The organism is Bosea sp. Tri-49 (assembly GCF_003952665.1).
Taxonomy (GTDB): domain Bacteria; phylum Pseudomonadota; class Alphaproteobacteria; order Rhizobiales; family Beijerinckiaceae; genus Allobosea.
Genome location: NZ_CP017946.1, coordinates 916,582 through 934,386, shown reverse-complemented (window position 1 = coordinate 934,386; position 17,805 = coordinate 916,582). Strand labels below are relative to the sequence as shown.

The window sequence follows — 17,805 nt, the reverse complement described above, 5'->3', positions numbered from 1 at the left end:
CACCGCTCGAGAAAACGGTGTCAGCGCGGCCAAAAAAGAAAGCCCCGGATCGAGCAGCGCTCGTCCCGGGGCCTGGCAATTGTGATCGCAAGTGGCGTTGCCGTGAGGCTCACGCCTCCCCAGCCGGCTCCTCGCCGCCGCCGTTCTCGGCCTCGCCGGTATCGCCCTCTTCATCGGCCTCCTCGCCGATCCGCTCGACCGAGACAACCTTCTCGCCGTCGCCCGTGTTGAACACAGTAACGCCCTGCGTCGAGCGGCCGGCAATGCGGATGCGGTTGTTCGGGCCGGCATCGACGGGCACACGGATCACCTGCCCGCCATCGGTGACGAGCATGATCTGCTCCTTCTCCTCGGCCGGGAACGAGGCGACGAGCTTGCCGTTGCGCTCGTTGACGACCATGGCGACGATGCCCTTGCCGCCGCGCCCGGTGACCCGGTACTCGAAGGACGAGCTGCGCTTGCCGTAGCCATTCTCCGACAGCGTCAGGATGAACTGCTCGGCGAGCTGCATCTCCAGCCGCTTGGCGCCGAGCTCGACTTCGCCGGCAGTCTCCTCTGCCTCGGTAGCCGGAGCCTCGGCTTCCTCCGTTTCACCGTTGAGCGCCCTGCGCTGGGCGGCCGCATCCTTCAGATAGGTGGCGCGCTCCTCTGGAGTCGCATCCAGATGCTTCAGGATCGCGAGCGAGATCACCTCGTCGTCATCCTCCAGCCTGATGCCGCGCACGCCGGTCGAGTCGCGGCCCTTGAAGACGCGCACCTCCGGCACTGCGAAGCGGATGCACTGGCCGCCGGCGGTGGTCAGCAGCACATCGTCCTCCTCGGAGCAGATCTGCACGTCGACGATGGAATCGCCCTCGTCGAGCTTCATCGCGATCTTGCCGTTGCGATTGACCTGGACGAAGTCGGACAGCTTGTTGCGCCGGACATTGCCCGTCCTGGTCGCGAACATCACGTCGAGCCGCTCCCAGCTCTCCTCGTCCTCCGGTAGCGGCATCACCGTGGTGATGCGCTCGTCCTTGTCCAGCGGCAGCATGTTGTTGAGGAACTTGCCGCGCGCGTTCGGCGCCGAGAGCGGCAGCCGCCAGACCTTCTCCTTGTAGGCCTGGCCCAGCGAGGAGAAGAAGATGATCGGCGTATGCGTATCAGCGACGAAGAGGCGGGTGACGAAATCCTCCTCGCGGGTCGACATGCCCGAGCGGCCCTTGCCGCCGCGCTTCTGCGCCCGATAGGTCGAGAGCGGCACGCGCTTGATGTAGCCGGCATGGGAGACGGTGACGACCATGTCCTCGCGGGCGATCAGGTCCTCGTCGTCGAGATCAGAACCCCAATCCTGGATCACCGTGCGGCGCGGCGTAGCGAAGGCGGCCTTCACCTCGGAGAGCTCGGTCTTGATGATCTCCTGGATGCGCACCCGCGAACGCAGGATCTCGAGATAGTTCGAAATCTCCTTGGCGAGCTTCTCGAGCTCGTCGCCGATCTCGTCGCGGCCGAGAGCCGTGAGGCGGGCGAGGCGCAGCTCGAGGATCGCCTTGGCCTGCGCGTCCGAGAGCCGGTAGGTGCCGTCGGCATTCATCGGATGGCGCGGATCGTCGACCAGCGCGATCAGCGGCGCGATATCCTCGGCCGGCCAGTCCCGCGCCATCAAGGATTCATGCGCCGCGGCTGGTGTCGGCGCCGTGCGGATCAGGCGGATCACCTCGTCGATATTGGCGACGGCGGTGGCGAGGCCGCAGAGCACATGGGCGCGCTCGCGCGCCTTGTTGAGCAGATAGCGCGTGCGCCGCGAGACCACCTCCTCGCGGAATTCGACGAAGGCGGAGATGAAGTCCTTGAGATTCAGGATCTCCGGCCGGCCGCCGGTCAGCGCTACCATGTTGGCGCCGAAGGAGGTCTGCAGCGGCGTGAAGCGGTAGAGCTGGTTCAGCACCACGTCGGCGACGGCATCGCGCTTGATCTCGATGACGACGCGCACGCCCTCGCGGTTCGATTCGTCGCGCAGGTCGGAGATGCCCTCGATCCGCTTCTCGCGCACGAGATCGGCGATCTTCTCGACCATCGTCGCCTTGTTCACCTGGTAGGGAACCTCGGTGACGATGATCGCCTCGCGCTCCTTGCGCAGCTCCTCGATATGCGTCTTCGAACGCATCACGATCGAGCCGCGCCCGGTGTGATAGGCCGAGTGGATGCCGCTGCGGCCCATGATCTGGGCGCCGGTCGGGAAGTCCGGGCCGGGCACGATCTCGATCAGCTCGTCGATCGTGATTTCGGGGTTCTCGATCAGCGCGATGCAGGCGTCGATGACCTCGCCGAGATTATGCGGCGGGATGTTGGTCGCCATGCCGACGGCGATGCCGCCTGCGCCGTTGACGAGCAGGTTCGGGAAGCGCGCCGGCAGGACCGTCGGCTCGTGCTCCTTGCCGTCATAGTTCGGCTGGAAGTTGACGGTGTCGAGGTCGAGATCTTCGAGCAGCGGCATCGCTGCCTTGTCGAGGCGCGCCTCGGTGTAGCGATCGGCCGCCGGGCTGTCGCCGTCCATCGAGCCGAAGTTGCCCTGGCCGTCGATCAAAGGCAGGCGCAGCGAGAAATCCTGCGCCATGCGCACCAGCGCGTCATAGACCGCGAGATTGCCGTGCGGATGGTATTTACCCATCGTGTCGCCGACGATGCGGGCGCACTTCGTATAGGGCCTGTCAGGCAGGTTCTTGTTCTCGTGCATCGAGAACAAGATGCGCCGGTGCACGGGCTTGAGACCGTCGCGGACATCGGGAAGAGCGCGGCTCACGATCACGCTCATGGCGTAATCGAGATAGCTCTTCTTCATCTCGTCGGTGATCGCGATCGGCTTGATGTCGCCGCCGAACTGCGGGCCGTCGTCGCGCTTGTCGTTGTTGTCTTCGCTCAAGGGAAAAAGTCCCGTTTACCGCTGGTTTTTCAACGTTCTGGCTAGCCGATTCCGGCTGTAGAAGCCAGCAAAACGCGAATCTATTCAGAGAAAATAAAACCCTTTTATCACAGCAGCTTGCGTTAGATTTTTGATTCGCTTTCGCGCTGCTTCCGCAATCTCGCCATGTTTGGCGCGAGGTCACCCGCGGAAATGGCGAGGAGCACCGTCGGCGACGGGTGCGCGCTAGACCTTCCGGACCTGCGGAGCAAAGCGCCGAAAGGCGTTTTCAATCTCCTCGTAGCTGCAGGCAACCCCATGGAGCGGAAGGTTGCAGCCGTACCAGGTGACAAGCCACGTCTTCAGAGGATTGGTGACCCTGGGCTCAAACCGCGCAGGCTCAACCAGATGAAGCAGGACAGCCGGGGCATCGCCGGGAGTATCGAAGGAATAGCTTTTCACTGCGTCCCACGGCACCTTTTTCGCGAAGGCCTGGGGAATCATCACCCCCTCTTCGTCGAAGGCAAGGTGAACCGAACGATCGAGCTCGCCGAACGCTTTTCCAAAGGCGAGAAGCAGGAACAGGGAGCCGAAAACTCCCACGCCTACGATCGCTGTCCATCCGCCTTTGGACACGAAATAGGCGACTATGGCCCCGCCAACGCCAAGATAGAAAAGCGCTCCCCAGCGGCTCTCATTGCCGCGAAACTCGATACGGGTCGGCGCATTGGTTTCGGCCGGCGCATCGACGGCGCTCATCTCGTCTGCCTCGCCTTCAAGCCCCCCTCCGCAGCCTCACCATGCTTGGCGGGCACGGCACCGCCGGGCGCTGAGCTATTCGATGGTGATCTTGGCCTCGCGCGCGATCCTGCCGAATTTCTCAAACTCCGATTGCGTCAGCGCCGCGAGCTCTGCCGCGCTCGATGCCTTCGGATTGAAACCGGCCTGGGACAGCTTGTCCTTGACCTCTGGCGCACCGAGCGCCTCGACGAAGGCGGCGTTGAGCGCCTCGACGATCGGTTGCGGTAAGCCGCCCGGCCCGTAGACGCCGAACCAGGGCTCGACCGCATAGCCGGGTAATCCGGCCTCGGCGATCGTCGGGACATCCGGCAGCGCCGGCGAGCGTGTCGCGCTCGCGACCGCCAGGGCGGTGAGCTTGCCGGCCTGGATATGCGGCAGCGAGGCGGGGAGATTGTCGAACATCGCGCCGAGATGCCCACCGAGGAGATCGTTGATGCCAGGCGCACTGCCGCGATAGGCGACATGGGTCAATTGCGTGCCGGTCATCTGCCCAAACAGCACCGCGGCGAGATGCATCGAGGTGCCGTTGCCGGCGGTGCCGTATTGCAGCCCCGGCTCCGCCTTGGCCCGGGCGATGAATTCGGCGACGGTCTTCACCGGCAGCTTCGGCCCGACCTCGAGCACGATCGTCGAGGTACCCAGCAGGCTGATCGCGGTGAAATCCTTGCGCGGGTCGAACGGAACGCTCTTGTAGATGTGCGGATTGAGCGCATTGGTCGAGATCGCGCCGAAACCGATCGTGTAGCCGTCCGGCGCCGCCTTCGCGACCGCATCCATGCCGATATTGCCGCCGGCGCCCGGCCGGCTCTCGATCACGACCGGCTGGCCGAGGCGCGCGCCGACCTTCTCGCCGACGAGGCGGGCGACGAGGTCGGTGGTGCCACCGGCGACATAGGGCACGATGAAGCGGATCGGCTTGCCGGGATAGGCCTGCGCCTGCGCCCGGCCGGCAACGGCGATCAGCGGAACCGCTGCAAGGGCGGCGGCCAGCTCGCGGCGGGACAAGGCGTGGTCCATCTCGATGCTCCGGCTCGGCGGCCCACGGCCGCGCATGCAGGATGCTCGCGAATCCCAGCGCGTCGCGCAACTGACGCCAGGAGGGCGCGGCCAGGTCTCGGCTTCCGCGTCGTCACACCAGCACAATCGGACTGGACAAGCCCCGCCGGCGGCGCAAACCCGGTTTCCATCGCGACACGTTGGGCACTACGATGGAGACAGGCGTCCTGCCGAAACCATCAGGGCCCGCAAGAGCAGAGCAATAAGCTCGGGGAGAGACATGTTCGCCGAATATCTCTCCTCCGCGCTCGTGACCCTGCTGGTCACGCTCGATCCGCCGGGCCTGGCACCGATCTTCCTGTCGCTGACGCGCGGTATGTCGGAGAGCGAGCGCCGGCAGGTCGCGGTTCGCGCCTGCATCATCGCCTTCTGCATCATGGCCTTCTTCGGGCTCGCCGGCGACGTCGTCCTGAAGGCGCTCGGCGTCTCGCTGCCGGCCTTCCGCATCGCCGGCGGCCTGCTGCTGTTCTGGATCTCGTTCGAGATGGTGTTCGAGCGCCGCAACGAGCGCAAGCAGCAGACCGCCGAGACCGCGATCACCCAGGACCATATCCGCAACGTCGCCGCCTTCCCGCTGGCGATCCCGCTGATGGCAGGCCCGGGCGCGCTGACCGCGATGATGCTGCTCGCTGGCCGTGCCAACGGCGACATCGCGATGCTCTCCTCGCTCGCGGTGATCTGCGGGCTGGTGATCCTGTCCTGCCTCGTCGTCTTCTTCCTGGCGGTGCCGATCGCGCGCCTGCTCGGCGTCACCGGCAATGTCGTGCTGACCCGCCTGCTTGGCGTCATTCTGGCGGCGCTGGCGGTGCAGTTCGTCATCGACGGGGTGCGTGCCGTGATCCGGAGCGGCTGAGCCGCCCCGGATCGACGTTGGTTCAAGCTGCTCGCGCCAGCCGCCAGCGCGCGAGGTCGACGAGCAGGAAGGCCATGAGGCTGACGCCGACCAATGGCAACGCCCAGCCCACCCACGCCGCGACGACAACGACTATCGCCCTGCCCGCCCAGCCGAGCCGCAGCCAGGCCTGGACAAGCGTGCGCGGCAGCGAGCCCGGCGCCGGCCGCTGGCGCCACCAGATCCGGTAGCCGAGCAGCGTCGTCACCATCAGCGCGATGCCGAGTCCCGCCATCAGGAGCTGGTTCGGCCAGCCGAACAGGATGCCCATATGGGCGTCGATGCCCCAGCGGATCAGCTTGGCGATCAGCGGGAAGGTCTCGAAATCGGCCCGGCTGACCACCGAGAGATCGCGCGGATCGAGCGCGACCGTATCGACCTGCGTCGGCCAGTTGCGGTCATACTCCCGCACCAGCCAGGCCTGGCCTTCGCCGCGCGGCGGCCGCATCTCGACATGCGGGGAATCGATGCCGGCGGCCTTCGCCGCGGCGAGCGCGGCGTCGAGTTGCCCAATGCTGCCGAGCGCTGTCATAGCAGTACCCTGCCCGCTGCCACCGTGATGGGCATGCTCGTCGGCCGCAGGCGTGGCGCCGAGCTTCAGCGAGACCGAGGGTGTGACCCAACCGAAGCTGGCCCGCAGCGCGTCGATCCGGTCACCTGCATATTTCGACCAGGTCAACCCGGTGGTCGACAAGAAGACGAGACCGAGCGAGAGCGTCAGCCCGATCAAGCCATGCCAGCGCCGGTCGCGCAGCGCCGGATTGGCGCGCGCCCGCTCGGCCGCTCGAGGGTTGCGCCGCCAGAACCACATCAGCACACCGCCGAGCACCACCGCCCAGAGCCAGGACGCCGCCAGCTCGCTGTAATTGCGCCCGAACTCGCCGAGCAGCAGGTTGCGGTGGAGGTAGTCGAGCTGCGTCCGGAACGGCAGGATGCCGCTGGTGCCGTAGACGGTGAGGTCGCCCTTGATCGCCAGCGAGACCGGATCGATGAAGATCGCCCGGCTTTCGGAGTCCCCCAGGCCCGGTTGCGCGAACATCACGCGCGTCGTCTCGCCGAGCCGCGGGGCGGGACGGATGGCGAAGAAGCGCGGCCCCTCGCCGATATGCTTGCGCGCCGCGGCAACCTGCGCGGCGAGCGAAGCGGGCTCGCCCGCCGTCGTCGCGGTCAATTGCTCGCGATAGAGCAGGTTCTCGATCTGCGGCGTCAGCACATAGAGCGTGCCAGTCAGCGCCGCGACCAGGATGAAAGGGCCGACGAATAGGCCGGCATAGAAGTGCAGCCTTCCGATGAAGGCCTTGAATTCGGACGATAATGCGAGGGCGCGGCCGGCATCGGCGCGCGTCTGGACATCCGCGTGAGCGGTCATTGCTGGGTTCCTCGATAGACCTGCCGACACTCCGCCAGCATCTCCGAGCCGGGCGGACGTTCGGTCGTTGCGACGGGGCGGCCTTCAGGGCCACTGCGGCGTCAGGTCTGGAGAGGAGGTCCTCTGGGACGAGCAGCCAGCCGCTCCTGTCCCGGCAATGGCGGCACTGTCAGGTCGTCGAAGCGGACGATCCCGATGCGAGGCGCCGATTCCTCGAAGGAAGCCGTCCGGTCCGGCGGCGCATAGGCCGCGCCGAGCCAAGAGCAGCCAAGCAGGCAGCAGGCTGGCAGATGCGGCGCGGGCTCCTCGCCCGGCAGCGGAACGCTTTCGGCGCCCGGCGCGCACAAGGTAAGGTGGATGGTTCGGTCAAGCAGCGCCGGCGCAAGGCTTTGCCCCGATACCGCGGCGCCAAACAGGCCCTGCAGCACGAGCACATAGGCCGCGATGATCGCGACCCAATGTCTCGCCCGGCTGTTCCTGCTTGCGATCAAGAGCGCGGTCCCTTTGAGCATGCCCAGCAGGAACAGGTATCATTTTCGCAGCGCGAGAACATGCTCAAGTTACTGTTCTCGCGTGAAGAATCTTCCGCGCAGCCGGCCTGGCGGAGCAAAACGGCGTGCGGCGCCAGCGAGAGCGGCGCCGCCGAAGCCGATCCGGCACAGCTATGCCTTGACGTAGACGAACGCCTCCTTGCCCGAGGCCAGCCGGACGCTGATCCGCTTGTAGTCGGCGACCTCGTAGCGATCGGCCGCCGCGAGCTCCTCCGCGCTGATGCTGAAGACCTTGCCGGGCACGCTGTCGGCCGGATCGTCGCTCGGCGCCACCACCGGATGGAAACGCTTGCCGCTGGTGCGGATCACCTCGGGATCGGTGATCTCCAGCATGGTCTGGGCAAAGCCCGGCATCGTGTCGTCATGGCCGTCGAGCAGCCGCCCGAACGAGGACAGCTGGACGTTCTCCTGCTGCAGCGTGCCATAGGAAAACAGGAGAATGCTGCGCTCGTCGGCCATGCCCGCGATCTCCGCCTCGCGCGGCTAGAGCGCCGCCAGCAGCTTTTCGCGCGCAGCGCGCGAGCCGGCAAGGCGCTGCCTTGCCGCAGCCAGAATGGCGGCCGGTGCCTCCTGCGGCGTGCCGGCCCGGAAGGGCGGCTGCGGTGCATATTCGAGCGAGAGCTGGATCACCTGCGCCTCCTCCTCGCCGAGCAGCTCGGCGATCACGCTCAGCCCGAAATCGATGCCGGAGGTGACGCCGCCCGCCGTGATCAGATTGCCGTCGCGCACCACGCGCCCCTCGGTCGGGATGGCGCCGAAGCGCGCCAGCAGATCATGGGCGTTCCAGTGGCTGGTCGCGCGCTTGCCTTTCAGCAATCCGGCCATACCGAGCACCAGCGATCCCGTGCAGACCGAGGTGAGATAGCGCACCTGCCCGGCCCGCTCGCGTAGGAAAGCGAGAACGACCTCGTCAGTCAGCAGCGGGTTGACCCCGCTGCCGCCCGGCACGCAAAGCACGTCGAGCGGCGGGCACTCGGCGAAGGTCGTGGTCGGCGTCAGCGTCAGTCCGGTCGCGGCCTTGAGCGGCGCCGTGTCCTTCCAGATCAGGTGCACCTGCGCACCCTTGGCTGAGGCGAAGACCTCATAGGGACCAGTCAGGTCGAGCTGCTGGACTTGCGGAAAGACGAGGATGCCGAAGCTGAGGGACATAGGGCGATCTCCTGATTGACGGGAGCAGCCTAGCGCGCAAAGCTCTGGCCGAACTGCCAAGCACCCCTCGCTTCATGCCAAACATGCGCCGCATCGAGATCCTGACTTTCCCCGGCGGGCAATTGCTCGACGTCGCCGGGCCCTTGCAGGTCTTCGCCACCGCCAACGACCTCGCTCATCTCGCCGGCCTGCCCCTGCCCTATGAAACCGCGGTCGTCGCGGCCGAAAGCCGTGTCGTCACGAGCGCAAGGCTCGAACTCGGTGCAGCCCCGCTTCCCGAGCCGACCGCGCCGCTGCACACGCTGGTCGTCGCCGGCGGCTATGGCGTCAACGCCGCCTGCCGCGATGCGGCCCTGGTCGCCTGGGTCAGGCAGCGTGCCTCGGCGGCCGAGCGCGTCGCCTCTGTCTGCAGCGGCGCTTTCCTGCTCGCTGCGGCCGGGCTGCTCGACGGCAAGCGCGCCGTGACGCATTGGGGCCGCTGCGCCGAATTCGCGGCGATGTTCCCTTCCGTGCGGCTCGAGCCCGATCCGATCTATATCCGCGACGGCGCGGTCTGGACTTCGGCCGGCGTCACCGCCGGGATCGACCTGGCTCTGGCGCTGGTCGAGGCCGATCTCGGCCGCGAGCCGGCGCTTGCCATCGCCCGCCAGCTCGTCGTCTTCCTGAAGCGCCCCGGCGGCCAGGCCCAGTTCAGCGCCGCGCTGACCTTGCAGGAGAAGGACGAGCGTTTCGACCGCCTGCACGGCTGGATCGTCGAGAACCTGCGCGGCGATCTCTCGCTGGAGCGGCTGGCAGGCGAGGCGAATATGAGCCTGCGCAGCTTCGCCCGGCATTATCGCCAGGCGACAGGCCGCACCCCGGCCCGCGCCGTCGAGGAGATCAGGATCGAGACGGCGCGCCGCCTGCTCGAACAGGGGCTCCCGGTCGCCCAGGCCGGTCGCCGCTGCGGCTTCGGCTCCGAGGAGACCTTGCGCCGCGCCTTCCTGCGCCGGCTCGGAGCCAGCCCGCAGGCCTATCGCGAGCGCTTTGCGGGATAGCGCCGGATCTGCACTATGGTCGGCTTTGACGGCCCCGAGACTGCGCAGGAATTCGCATGCTGAGCATTGCCGAGGCGAACGCGTTGGTCGCGCAGCATCTCGGCGATGCGCCGCGGGCCAACCATTCGCGCGTCGTCGCCCATGTCATGCGCAGGCTCGCGGAGGCGCTGTCGCAGCCGGCCGCGCTCTGGGAGGTGGTCGGCCTCTGCCATGATCTCGATTTCTTCGAGGTTCACGGCGACTGGAGCCGGCATGGCCCGCTGGCGGTGGAATGGCTTGGTGACCGCATTCCACCCGAAGCCCAGCACGCGATCGCCGCCCATGACCACCGCACCGGCATCGAGGCAGATTCCCTACTTGCGGATTCGCTCAAGGCGGCCGACGCCATCACCGTCATCGACGAGAAGCTGGGGCGCCAGGCGCTGCGCGCCATCGACACTGCGAGCCCCTATGCAGCGCTGCGCTCCCAACTCGGCCGGCGCGCTTATCTCGCCGACATGGTCGAGCACTACGCGCTGAAGCATGGCTTCGTGTTCGAGCGCCTCGTCGGAACCGTCGCGGACGCGCCCGAGCAGCCTCTCCTGACCTAGGCCCTTACAGCGCCAGTTCCATCAGCCTTTCGCCATTGGCGCGGGTCTCGCCCGTGTCCCGAAACCCTTGCGCCAGGTAGAAGGCGTGCGGCCCGCCATCGCCGGGCACATAGCTCAGCGTTGCGAGCGTGTATCCCTGCTGTGGAAGGCCCTCCAGCCAGAGCGCGATCGCTTCGCGCCCATAGCCTTTGCCCTGGTGACGCCCGTCGATCATGAAGCGCCAGAGGAAGCAGCTCGCGCAGTCATCGTCTGACCGCCACATGATGAAGCCGACTGGCTCCTCGCCGGCATAGATCGCCCGGAACACCGCGGCGGGATTGAAATGAGCCTGCGCGATCGAGACCGCATTGGGCGCGACGAAGCCGCTTTGCGCCTCATGCGGCTCGAGCTCACAGATTGTGCGTACGGTCTCGGCCGTGATCTCCCGGAGCGTGACGACAGGCGCGTTCAAGCGATCCGCCTCACTTCTCCAGGAAGGCCTTCACCGTCGATTCGGCCTGCTTCATCGAGATCACGCCGTCGAGATGGCCGCGCGTGCCCTGGATGGTGGCGTGGCTGACGTCGCGCCCGGCCTTCTTCGCCTCGGCGACGGTGCGCTGGATCATCTCGTCCGGGAAGACCAGGTCCTTGGGCTGGCTGATGATCAGCAGCGGCGCCTTGATCCGGCTCATCGCATCGGCGAGCGACTTGCCGCCGGCGGCATAGAGCTGGTTGGCCTTGACCAGATAGAGGAAATGGTTGGCGTCCGAGACCTTGGCGCGGGCCTCGCCGGCATTGTCCAAAATGCTCTGGACCTGGAATTTGTTGCCGAGCGCCTTGGCCGGATCCTCACCCTCCTTGGCCGGGCGGCGGCCGAAGGTGCCATTGGTCCAGTCGCTGTGATTGGCCTGCAGAGTGACGACAGTCAGCGCCTTGGCGAGGCCGGCATTGGGCGGCGTCTTGCCGTAATAGTCGCCCTTGTTCCAGTTCGGATCGACCAGGATCGGCGCCGCCCAGACGTCGAGCCAGGCGATCAGCTGGGCGTCGGCCTCGGCCGCGCCGATCACCGCCATCGCCTTGCCGACCATATCAGGATAGCTCGCCGCCCATTCATAGGTCTGCAGCGCGCCCATCGAGGGACCGGCGATCATGGCGAGCTTCTTGATGCCAAGACTCTCGACCAGAGCCTTCTGGACATTGACGAAATCGCCGATGGTCACGACCGGAAAGTCGAGCGCGTAGGGCTTGTTGGTATCCGGATCGATCGAGGCCGGGCCGGTGGTCGTGGTCTTGGGGTCGCCGGTGTTGAGGTTCACCAGCGTGTCGGAAGCGATGACGAAATATTTGTTGGTGTCGATCGCCTTGCCCGGGCCGATGATCGCGTCCCAATAGCCCGGCGCGGCATCGGCGGCCGCGTACTTGCCGGCGGCGTGCGAATTGCCCGAGAAGAAATGGCAGATCAGGATCGCGTTGGATTTGTCGGCGTTGAGCGTGCCGTAGCTCTCCCAACCGACCTTGACGTTCTTCAGCGTGCGCCCGCCTTGGGTGGTGTAGCTCGGCAGCTCGAAGACCTTCTTCTCGACGATCAGATCCTGCGCCTGCGCCATTCCCGTCACCATCACGCCAACGACACCCAGCACTCCCGCGATCCAGCCCTTCATGCCGCACTCCTCCGCTCCGGCCGTCGCACGGCCTTGAGGGTGATCAGAGCGGATTTGTCCGGCTAACGGAAGGGGGGCGCTCTCACAGCGTCTCCAGCAGGCCCTTGATCAGCGCCCGGCGCGGCGCGATCGAGGAGATCAGCGCGTATTCCTGCAAGGTGTGGGCGCCGTCGCCGTCAATGCCGAGCCCGTCCAGCGTCGGGATGCCGAGCGCCGCTGTGAAGTTGCCGTCGGAGCCGCCGCCGGTCATCGGGCAATCCTGCAGCTCGAAGCCGACCTTGGCCGCCACCGCCCGCGCCTGCTCGTAGAGCGCCGCAACCTCCGCCGACTTCTCGTAAGGCGGCCGGTTCATGCCGCCGGTGATCGTCAGCTTCACATCCGGATCATGGGTTTTCAGCCCGAGGATGCGCTCTTCCATGATCTTGCCATCGGCCACCGTGGTGACGCGGCAGTCGACGCTGAACCAGGCATGCTGCGGAATGACGTTCGCCGCCGTGCCGCCGCCGACCAGCGCCACCGTCGTGGTGATGCCGCGGCCATAATCGGTCATGCCCTCGATGGCGAGGATCTGGTGCGCCGCCTCACGGATGGCGTTGCGGCCGTCGGCATGGCGCGAGCCGGAATGCGCCGGTCGGCCCTCGAGCTTCACCTCGAAGCGGCCGACGCCCTTGCGCGCGGTGACGATCTTGCCGCCCTCGCGCGCCGGCTCGGTCACCAGCACCGCCATCGCCTCGCGGCCGATATCCTCGATCAGGGTACGAGAGGTCGGCGAGCCGATCTCCTCATCCGGCGTGAACAGGAAGACCAGCGGCCGCTGCACCGTGCCGGACTTGGCCGCGTCCTTGAAGGCCTGCAGCGCCAGCCAGGCGCCGCCCTTCATGTCGTAGACGCCGGGGCCGTAGAGCCGGTCGCCCTCCACCCGCACCGGCAGGTCCTTGGCGCTGGTCCCGACCGGGTGGACCGTGTCGAGATGCGACATCAGCGCCAGCGCCTTCTCGCCATTCCGGACGCCGGCGCGCAGGATCAGATTGTCGCCGAGCCCGTCGCGGCCGGGAATGCGCTCGACGGCGATCGGCAGGCCTTCGACCTCCCGGGCGACAAGGTCCATCATCCCGTTGACGCCGGGCACGTGATGGGTGGGGCTCTCCAGCGCAACCCAGACGGAGAGCGCGGGGACGGAAGGATCGTGAATGGTCATGATGGGGAGGGTTTTCGCAGGAAAGCGTGGCGATAACGGGACAGTGGCCGATTTGCCGGCTTTGTCCATGTCGAAAGGCGCCTAGCTGCTCTGCAGGCTCGGCGCTTCAAAAAAAATCCGGCACGTTGTCGGTAGCGCCGCCCCCCGTCCGTCCTCGAAGCAAACCCGCCGAGGACAAGACGATGCGCCCGCCCGCCGCCCCCGCCATTGCCATAGTGCCGGCCCTGCCCCGGCTGCGCGGCCTTGTGGCGGCGCTCGCCGGCTTCATCGCGGTCCTCGCGCTCGCCCTTCTCGCCGACCAGCTCCTGCGCTCGATCGGCCTGCCGCCGCCGGCAGCCCAGCCCATGCCGGAACTCGGCCGCCAGGCGCTGATGGCCTGGCTGCGAGCGGGCTGCCTGCTGCTCGGCGGCCTCGTCGCCAGAGCCGCGTGCTCTAGACGCGCTTGACGTTCCAGAAGGTCGGGAAACTCGGCAGCACACCCGTGAGCTTGCGACTGAACGCCGTCGGCTGGAAATACTGGCCGAGCGGCGCGTAGGGCACGTCCTCGAAAGCCTGCTTCTGCAGCTCGGCCGCGATCTTCTGCTTGGCCGCCAGGTCGGTCGCCTCCATCCAGGCCTCGCGCAACGCCTCGATCTTCGGCGCCACCGGCCAGCCCGGCCAGGCCGCGGCGCCATTGCCGCGCAGCGAGATGTGGCCGACCGGATCGAGGATGTCGATGCCGTTCCAGCCGGTGAAGAAGCAGTTCCAGCCGCCATTGCCGGGCGGCTCCTTGTTGGCGCGGCGCGTCACCACCGCGCCCCAATCCATAACCTGGTAGTCGACGTTCATGCCGATGCGCTTCAGCATCTCGGCACCAACCTCGCATTCGGCCTTGAGATTGGCGAGATCGGTGACGCCGAGCAGCACCACCTTCTCGCCCTTGTAGCCGGCCGCCGCCAGCGCCTGCTTGACCTTGGCGATGTCGCGCGGGCCGTTCAGCACCTCCATGCCGGCATCGTTTGCCATCGGCGTGCCCGGCGGGAACAGGCCGACACCGGTGCGCCACAACGTCTTGTCGGGGCCACCGACTGCCTCCATGAACTCGGCCTGGTCGATCGCCGTCAGCACGGCGCGGCGGATCGCCGGATTGTCGAAGGGCGGATGCAGATGGTTCATCCGCATGATCGCGATCGAGCCAGTCGTCTCCTTGATCGCGACTTCGAGCTTGGGGTCCTTGGCCAATAGCGGCAGGATGTCCGGCAGAGGCTGCTCGACCCAGTCGATCTCGCCGCTCTGCAGCGCCGCTGCCGCCGTCGCGGGGTCCGGCAAGGTGTGCCATTCGATCCGTTCGACATGGACGATCTTCGGCCCGGCGGTGCGGCCGGGCTTGCCGTCGCTGCGCGGCACATAGCCCGCGAACTTCTCGTAGACCGACCGGTTTCCGGGCTGGCGTTCGCTGGCAATGAAGCGGAACGGCCCGCTGCCGATCACCTCGGTGACCTGCGTCGTCGCCTCGGTCCTGGCCAGGCGCTCCGGCATGATCACTGGCACTGCGGCCGTCATCTTGGCGAGCGCATCCGGCAGCAGTGGGAACGACTTCTTCAAGCGGAAGCGCAAGGTCTTGTCGTCGATCGCGGCGAGTTCGTCGGTCTGCGCCATCAGCGTCTGGCCAAAGGAATCGCGCTTGCCCCAGCGGTTCAGGCTGGCGACGCAGTCCTTCGCCAGCACCGGCGTGCCGTCATGAAATGTCAGGCCGTCGCGCAGCTTGATCGTCCAGGTCTTGCCGTCGGCCTCGGCGAGCGCGCCTTCGGCCATTTGCGGCTGGGCCTTGTAGCTCTCATCCTGGCCGAACAGCGTGTCGTAGGCGAGGAAGGCGTGGTTGCGGGTGACGGTCGCCGTCGTCCAGATCGGATCGACCACGGCAAGATCGCCCTGCGGCACGAACTTGATCACGTTCTTGTCGGCGCCACGGCCGATATTGGGTTTGCTGACCGCAAAGGCGGCAGCCGTGCCTGCGATGAAAGCGCGACGTGTCGGCATTTCAGGCTCCCTGGAGCCCGTCCCGATCAGCTTGCACCGCAAGCAGATCGGCAAACGGTCTCCAAACTAAAAGGGAGAGACGGATTCACCGATCAGGTTGGAACAACCTGATCGGATCCGGCTCTAGCAACAGGGCGTCGATCCGGATGGTGAAGCCCTGGCTATACGGCGGGGCTCAGGCAATCAGCATGCCAGCGGCCGGTCAAGCCGGCCGGCAACGAACGCGAGGCTCGTTCAGGCCGCGTCGCGCAGGTCGTCGAGCTCGAGTTCGACCAGAAAGTCCGGATCAGCCTCGATCAGCAGCGCCAGCGCCGCGTCATCGGCGAGCGAGTCGGCCAGCAGCCGCGCTTCGTCGCGCGCAGCTTCCGCATCGAGCCGGCGCAGCAATGCCATCAGCGCATTGACCCCAGGCCCCTCCAGCGACTCGCAGGCGATCAGGACATGCGCCAACAGCTCCCGGTCGATGCCGCCCGCGCCCCGTTGGCTCGGACCGGCCTGCTTGAGTGCATCAACGGTGGCGGCAAAGGCTGGCAGCAAGGCCTCGGGCATCGCTGCCTTGCGGTAGAGCGCCTTGAGGCCGGCGCCGCGGCGGTCCCAGAGCAGCGCGCGAACACGCTTCAGTGGCAGGTCGGAGAGCGCGGCGAAGGCAGCTTCTGCCAAAGCCGGTTCATTGCTCAGCAGCGAGCGCAGGATCACGCCGGGGGTCAAGCGGCCATTCTCGCGCAGGCAGTCGACGATCGCAGGTGCATCGCTCGCCTCGCCACCGGCTGCGAGTGCGACGGCAACCCGCTCTGTCGATTCGCGGGCGAGGCGCGCGCTGCGTTCCTCGGTGAGCCAGCCGCAGCCGAAGACAAAGGCGGCAAGCGTATCGGAGACCTTGGCCGCGATCGCCTGGCGCAAACCTGCTGGCAGGTCGTCGCGCGCCAGCATGGCCTCGCGCACGGTGCCGACCTCGCCTGCGCGCTCGAAGATGCGCTCTAGCGAGAAATCCGGCATCTCGGCCGTCGGATTGGCGAGCAGCGCGACCAGCGCTTCCTCGACCCCGACCTCGGCGAGCGCAGCGCAGATGCCGGCCGACAACCAGGGCCGTTGTGCGATCGCGCGCTGGGCCAGCCCGTCACCGATCGCAGCGGCATCGACGAGATCGGCCTCGGTCAGCACCGGCGACTGCGCCAGCAGCAGAGCGGCGATATCGCTCTGCTCGGCGATCAGGCCGAGCACCACGTTGCGGGGCGCCTGCGGCGCGGCCGCGAGCTCCTCGGCGAGGGCACGTCGCACCAGCGGCGATGGGTCGTCGACCAGCGCGATCAGCGCCGTCTCGGCCTCGCGCCGGTCCTCGGGCGACATTGCCGAGCGCAGATAGGCGCCCGCCAGCGCGGCGGCCCCCTTCGCCCGCGCCTCGGCCGGAGCGGTGCGGGCCCAGAGCAGGAAGCGGCGGACGATCATCCGCGCCTCCCATGAAGCATGAACTGGCTGAGATCGAGCGGCCCGCGCCGCGGCTTGCGGGGTGCAACCGTTTCGCTGGAAGCGGTCTGCGTATCCGCCACGGCAAGGTCACGCGGCCGCGACGGCGGCAACGGGGCGCTGGTGCTGGTGGCGGCCGTCGAAGCAATCGAGTTTTCCATCTTGGCGGCCCTAACCGCGGAGGCGGAGTCGCCTTCGGTCGCTACGCTGCCAACGCGCGGGAAATACCGGGTCGCCGGGTCGTCATCGGTGGTGCGGGACGTGTTGCCGCCGCGCGGCGTGGTCCAGAGATTGGCGACAGCCTTCGAGACCGGCGTGCGCGGCCCTTCGGTCGAGAACAGGCCGATCAGCCCCTTTGCCCGGTCAGGCGCCAGCGCGGCGGCGATCGGCACGACCGGCACGTCCGCAGCGTAAGCTGTGGCGGTCGTGGCCGCGCCGGTCGGGCGAGCCTGCGCCAGCATGGCACCTGTGGTTGCTGCGACCTGGGTATTGGCGTGGCTGGCAGCGAGCAGGCCGTAGACCTCCTGGGCGCTGCGGGCCCGGCCGGCCTTGTCGTAGAAGATCGAGCGGTTCGCGGCAGCGGCTTCCGGGAAATCGCGGGCGGCGGCGCGGGTCGGATCGTTTCCGGCCGTGCGGATCAGGTCGGAGGCGCCACGCGCGCCCAGCACATGCGCCATATAGAGCTCGCCGGCCTGCGGCTGGCGCCCGAGCGCCTGGCCGAGCTGCTCGGCATTCTTCTGCGTCAGCGCACCGGCCATCACCGTCGCGACATGCGGATCGGTGCGCAATTGCAGGATCTTCTCGCGCAGCGCCGGATCGGCCACCGTCAGGCGGCCGCTGCCGTCCTCGCTGATCGCGCCGGCATAATTGGCCATCCCCTGCTTCGGCCCTTCCTGGCGCATCATCGAGAGCCAGGTCTGCTCGATGAACTGGAACAGTCCGGTCGCGCTCGATGTGCGCGCCTTCGCATCCGGTTCAAGCGCGGATTCGCGTTGCGCCGTCTTCAGGAGATAGTCGAAGCCGATGCCGGTCTTGTCGGCCCCCTCCTTGATCGCGCTGACGACCGGATTGGCGGGCGTTGTCTCGCGGGGGCTCGGCGTGCTGAAAAGGAACATGAGGTCACTCGGGCCGCTGCCGTTCCAGGCGGACCGGAGCACC

17 protein-coding genes are annotated in these 17,805 nt (G+C 67.3%); 4 read left to right on the top strand and 13 right to left on the bottom strand.

Going from position 1 to position 17,805, the window contains the following annotated elements:
- Positions 1 to 109: 109 nt before the first annotated feature.
- The 3 genes from gyrA to BLM15_RS04680 form a co-directional block, all read right to left on the bottom strand.
- The gene (gene gyrA / locus BLM15_RS04690; RefSeq protein ID WP_282567852.1) at positions 110 to 2,902 is read right to left on the bottom strand and encodes a DNA gyrase subunit A; all 2,793 of its coding nucleotides are present in this window, start codon (positions 2,900 to 2,902) and stop codon (positions 110 to 112) included.
- Positions 2,903 to 3,127: 225 nt separating this feature from the next.
- Positions 3,128 to 3,640: a hypothetical protein gene (locus tag BLM15_RS04685; RefSeq protein WP_126110816.1), complete on the bottom strand. Its 513-nt coding sequence runs from the start codon at positions 3,638 to 3,640 to the stop codon at positions 3,128 to 3,130.
- A 75-nt stretch (positions 3,641 to 3,715) separates the two neighbouring features.
- A complete protein-coding gene (locus tag BLM15_RS04680; RefSeq protein ID WP_126110814.1) occupies positions 3,716 to 4,699 on the bottom strand; it encodes a Bug family tripartite tricarboxylate transporter substrate binding protein in 984 nt (327 codons plus the stop codon).
- Positions 4,700 to 4,958: 259 nt separating this feature from the next.
- Here BLM15_RS04680 and BLM15_RS04675 point away from each other — a divergent pair, with 259 nt between their 5' ends.
- The gene (locus BLM15_RS04675; protein WP_126110812.1) at positions 4,959 to 5,591 is read left to right on the top strand and encodes a MarC family protein; all 633 of its coding nucleotides are present in this window, start codon (positions 4,959 to 4,961) and stop codon (positions 5,589 to 5,591) included.
- A 22-nt stretch (positions 5,592 to 5,613) separates the two neighbouring features.
- On the opposite strand, the gene BLM15_RS04670 is transcribed toward BLM15_RS04675, so the two are convergent.
- The 4 genes from BLM15_RS04670 to BLM15_RS04655 all read right to left on the bottom strand — a co-directional run bounded on the left by BLM15_RS04670 (position 5,614) and on the right by BLM15_RS04655 (position 8,699).
- Positions 5,614 to 6,999: a PepSY-associated TM helix domain-containing protein gene (locus BLM15_RS04670; protein WP_126110810.1), complete on the bottom strand. Its 1,386-nt coding sequence runs from the start codon at positions 6,997 to 6,999 to the stop codon at positions 5,614 to 5,616.
- A 101-nt stretch (positions 7,000 to 7,100) separates the two neighbouring features.
- Positions 7,101 to 7,490 (bottom strand): hypothetical protein, encoded by a 390-nt coding sequence (locus tag BLM15_RS04665; RefSeq protein ID WP_126110808.1) that lies wholly within the window; start codon positions 7,488 to 7,490, stop codon positions 7,101 to 7,103.
- A gap of 171 nt (positions 7,491 to 7,661) precedes the next feature.
- Positions 7,662 to 8,009 carry a gamma-glutamylcyclotransferase family protein gene (locus tag BLM15_RS04660; RefSeq protein WP_126110806.1) on the bottom strand — a complete coding sequence of 116 codons (348 nt, stop codon included), beginning with the start codon at positions 8,007 to 8,009 and terminating at the stop codon, positions 7,662 to 7,664.
- 24 nt (positions 8,010 to 8,033) lie between these two features.
- Complete coding sequence (locus tag BLM15_RS04655; RefSeq protein ID WP_126110804.1) at positions 8,034 to 8,699, bottom strand: DJ-1/PfpI family protein; 666 nt, start codon at positions 8,697 to 8,699, stop codon at positions 8,034 to 8,036.
- An 83-nt stretch (positions 8,700 to 8,782) separates the two neighbouring features.
- Between BLM15_RS04655 and BLM15_RS04650 the strand changes: the two genes are divergently transcribed.
- Positions 8,783 to 9,736, top strand: coding sequence for a GlxA family transcriptional regulator (locus BLM15_RS04650; RefSeq protein ID WP_126116058.1), 954 nt, complete (start codon positions 8,783 to 8,785; stop codon positions 9,734 to 9,736).
- Positions 9,737 to 9,792: 56 nt separating this feature from the next.
- A complete protein-coding gene (locus BLM15_RS04645; protein ID WP_126110802.1) occupies positions 9,793 to 10,326 on the top strand; it encodes an HD domain-containing protein in 534 nt (177 codons plus the stop codon).
- Positions 10,327 to 10,330: 4 nt separating this feature from the next.
- Here BLM15_RS04645 and BLM15_RS04640 read toward each other — a convergent pair whose 3' ends face one another.
- The 3 genes from BLM15_RS04640 to BLM15_RS04630 all read right to left on the bottom strand — a co-directional run bounded on the left by BLM15_RS04640 (position 10,331) and on the right by BLM15_RS04630 (position 13,164).
- Entirely contained in the window at positions 10,331 to 10,777 is a 447-nt protein-coding gene (locus BLM15_RS04640) for a GNAT family N-acetyltransferase (RefSeq protein ID WP_126110800.1), read from the bottom strand.
- Positions 10,778 to 10,787: 10 nt separating this feature from the next.
- Complete coding sequence (locus BLM15_RS04635) at positions 10,788 to 11,966, bottom strand: E22 family MetX-like putative esterase (protein WP_126110798.1); 1,179 nt, start codon at positions 11,964 to 11,966, stop codon at positions 10,788 to 10,790.
- Positions 11,967 to 12,048: 82 nt separating this feature from the next.
- Complete coding sequence (locus BLM15_RS04630) at positions 12,049 to 13,164, bottom strand: M20 family metallopeptidase (protein WP_126110796.1); 1,116 nt, start codon at positions 13,162 to 13,164, stop codon at positions 12,049 to 12,051.
- A gap of 182 nt (positions 13,165 to 13,346) precedes the next feature.
- Between BLM15_RS04630 and BLM15_RS04625 the strand changes: the two genes are divergently transcribed.
- On the top strand, positions 13,347 to 13,610 hold the full coding sequence (locus BLM15_RS04625) for a hypothetical protein (protein ID WP_126110794.1): 264 nt from the start codon (positions 13,347 to 13,349) through the stop codon (positions 13,608 to 13,610).
- Here BLM15_RS04625 and BLM15_RS04620 read toward each other — a convergent pair.
- The 3 genes from BLM15_RS04620 to BLM15_RS04610 all read right to left on the bottom strand — a co-directional run bounded on the left by BLM15_RS04620 (position 13,597) and on the right by BLM15_RS04610 (position 17,762).
- Positions 13,597 to 15,183: an ABC transporter substrate-binding protein gene (locus BLM15_RS04620; protein ID WP_126110792.1), complete on the bottom strand. Its 1,587-nt coding sequence runs from the start codon at positions 15,181 to 15,183 to the stop codon at positions 13,597 to 13,599. The two genes, BLM15_RS04625 and BLM15_RS04620, sit on opposite strands and share 14 nt — an antisense overlap.
- A 234-nt stretch (positions 15,184 to 15,417) precedes the next feature.
- Complete coding sequence (locus BLM15_RS04615) at positions 15,418 to 16,629, bottom strand: DUF2336 domain-containing protein (protein ID WP_126110790.1); 1,212 nt, start codon at positions 16,627 to 16,629, stop codon at positions 15,418 to 15,420.
- Entirely contained in the window at positions 16,626 to 17,762 is a 1,137-nt protein-coding gene (locus BLM15_RS04610; RefSeq protein ID WP_126110788.1) for a transglycosylase SLT domain-containing protein, read from the bottom strand. The genes BLM15_RS04615 and BLM15_RS04610 overlap by 4 nt, the downstream gene beginning before the upstream one ends.
- Positions 17,763 to 17,805: the final 43 nt, after the last annotated feature.

Coding starts and splice junctions, on each gene's coding strand:
- BLM15_RS04610 (WP_126110788.1), bottom strand. CDS start 17,762: ATGTTCCTTTTCAGCACGCCGAGCCCCCGCGAGACAACGCCCGCCAAT.
- BLM15_RS04630 (WP_126110796.1), bottom strand. CDS start 13,164: ATGACCATTCACGATCCTTCCGTCCCCGCGCTCTCCGTCTGGGTTGCG.
- BLM15_RS04625 (WP_126110794.1), top strand. CDS start 13,347: ATGCGCCCGCCCGCCGCCCCCGCCATTGCCATAGTGCCGGCCCTGCCC.
- BLM15_RS04655 (WP_126110804.1), bottom strand. CDS start 8,699: ATGTCCCTCAGCTTCGGCATCCTCGTCTTTCCGCAAGTCCAGCAGCTC.
- BLM15_RS04635 (WP_126110798.1), bottom strand. CDS start 11,966: ATGAAGGGCTGGATCGCGGGAGTGCTGGGTGTCGTTGGCGTGATGGTG.
- BLM15_RS04620 (WP_126110792.1), bottom strand. CDS start 15,183: ATGCCGACACGTCGCGCTTTCATCGCAGGCACGGCTGCCGCCTTTGCG.
- BLM15_RS04650 (WP_126116058.1), top strand. CDS start 8,783: ATGCGCCGCATCGAGATCCTGACTTTCCCCGGCGGGCAATTGCTCGAC.
- BLM15_RS04685 (WP_126110816.1), bottom strand. CDS start 3,640: ATGAGCGCCGTCGATGCGCCGGCCGAAACCAATGCGCCGACCCGTATC.
- BLM15_RS04675 (WP_126110812.1), top strand. CDS start 4,959: ATGTTCGCCGAATATCTCTCCTCCGCGCTCGTGACCCTGCTGGTCACG.
- BLM15_RS04670 (WP_126110810.1), bottom strand. CDS start 6,999: ATGACCGCTCACGCGGATGTCCAGACGCGCGCCGATGCCGGCCGCGCC.
- BLM15_RS04680 (WP_126110814.1), bottom strand. CDS start 4,699: ATGGACCACGCCTTGTCCCGCCGCGAGCTGGCCGCCGCCCTTGCAGCG.
- BLM15_RS04660 (WP_126110806.1), bottom strand. CDS start 8,009: ATGGCCGACGAGCGCAGCATTCTCCTGTTTTCCTATGGCACGCTGCAG.
- BLM15_RS04615 (WP_126110790.1), bottom strand. CDS start 16,629: ATGATCGTCCGCCGCTTCCTGCTCTGGGCCCGCACCGCTCCGGCCGAG.
- BLM15_RS04645 (WP_126110802.1), top strand. CDS start 9,793: ATGCTGAGCATTGCCGAGGCGAACGCGTTGGTCGCGCAGCATCTCGGC.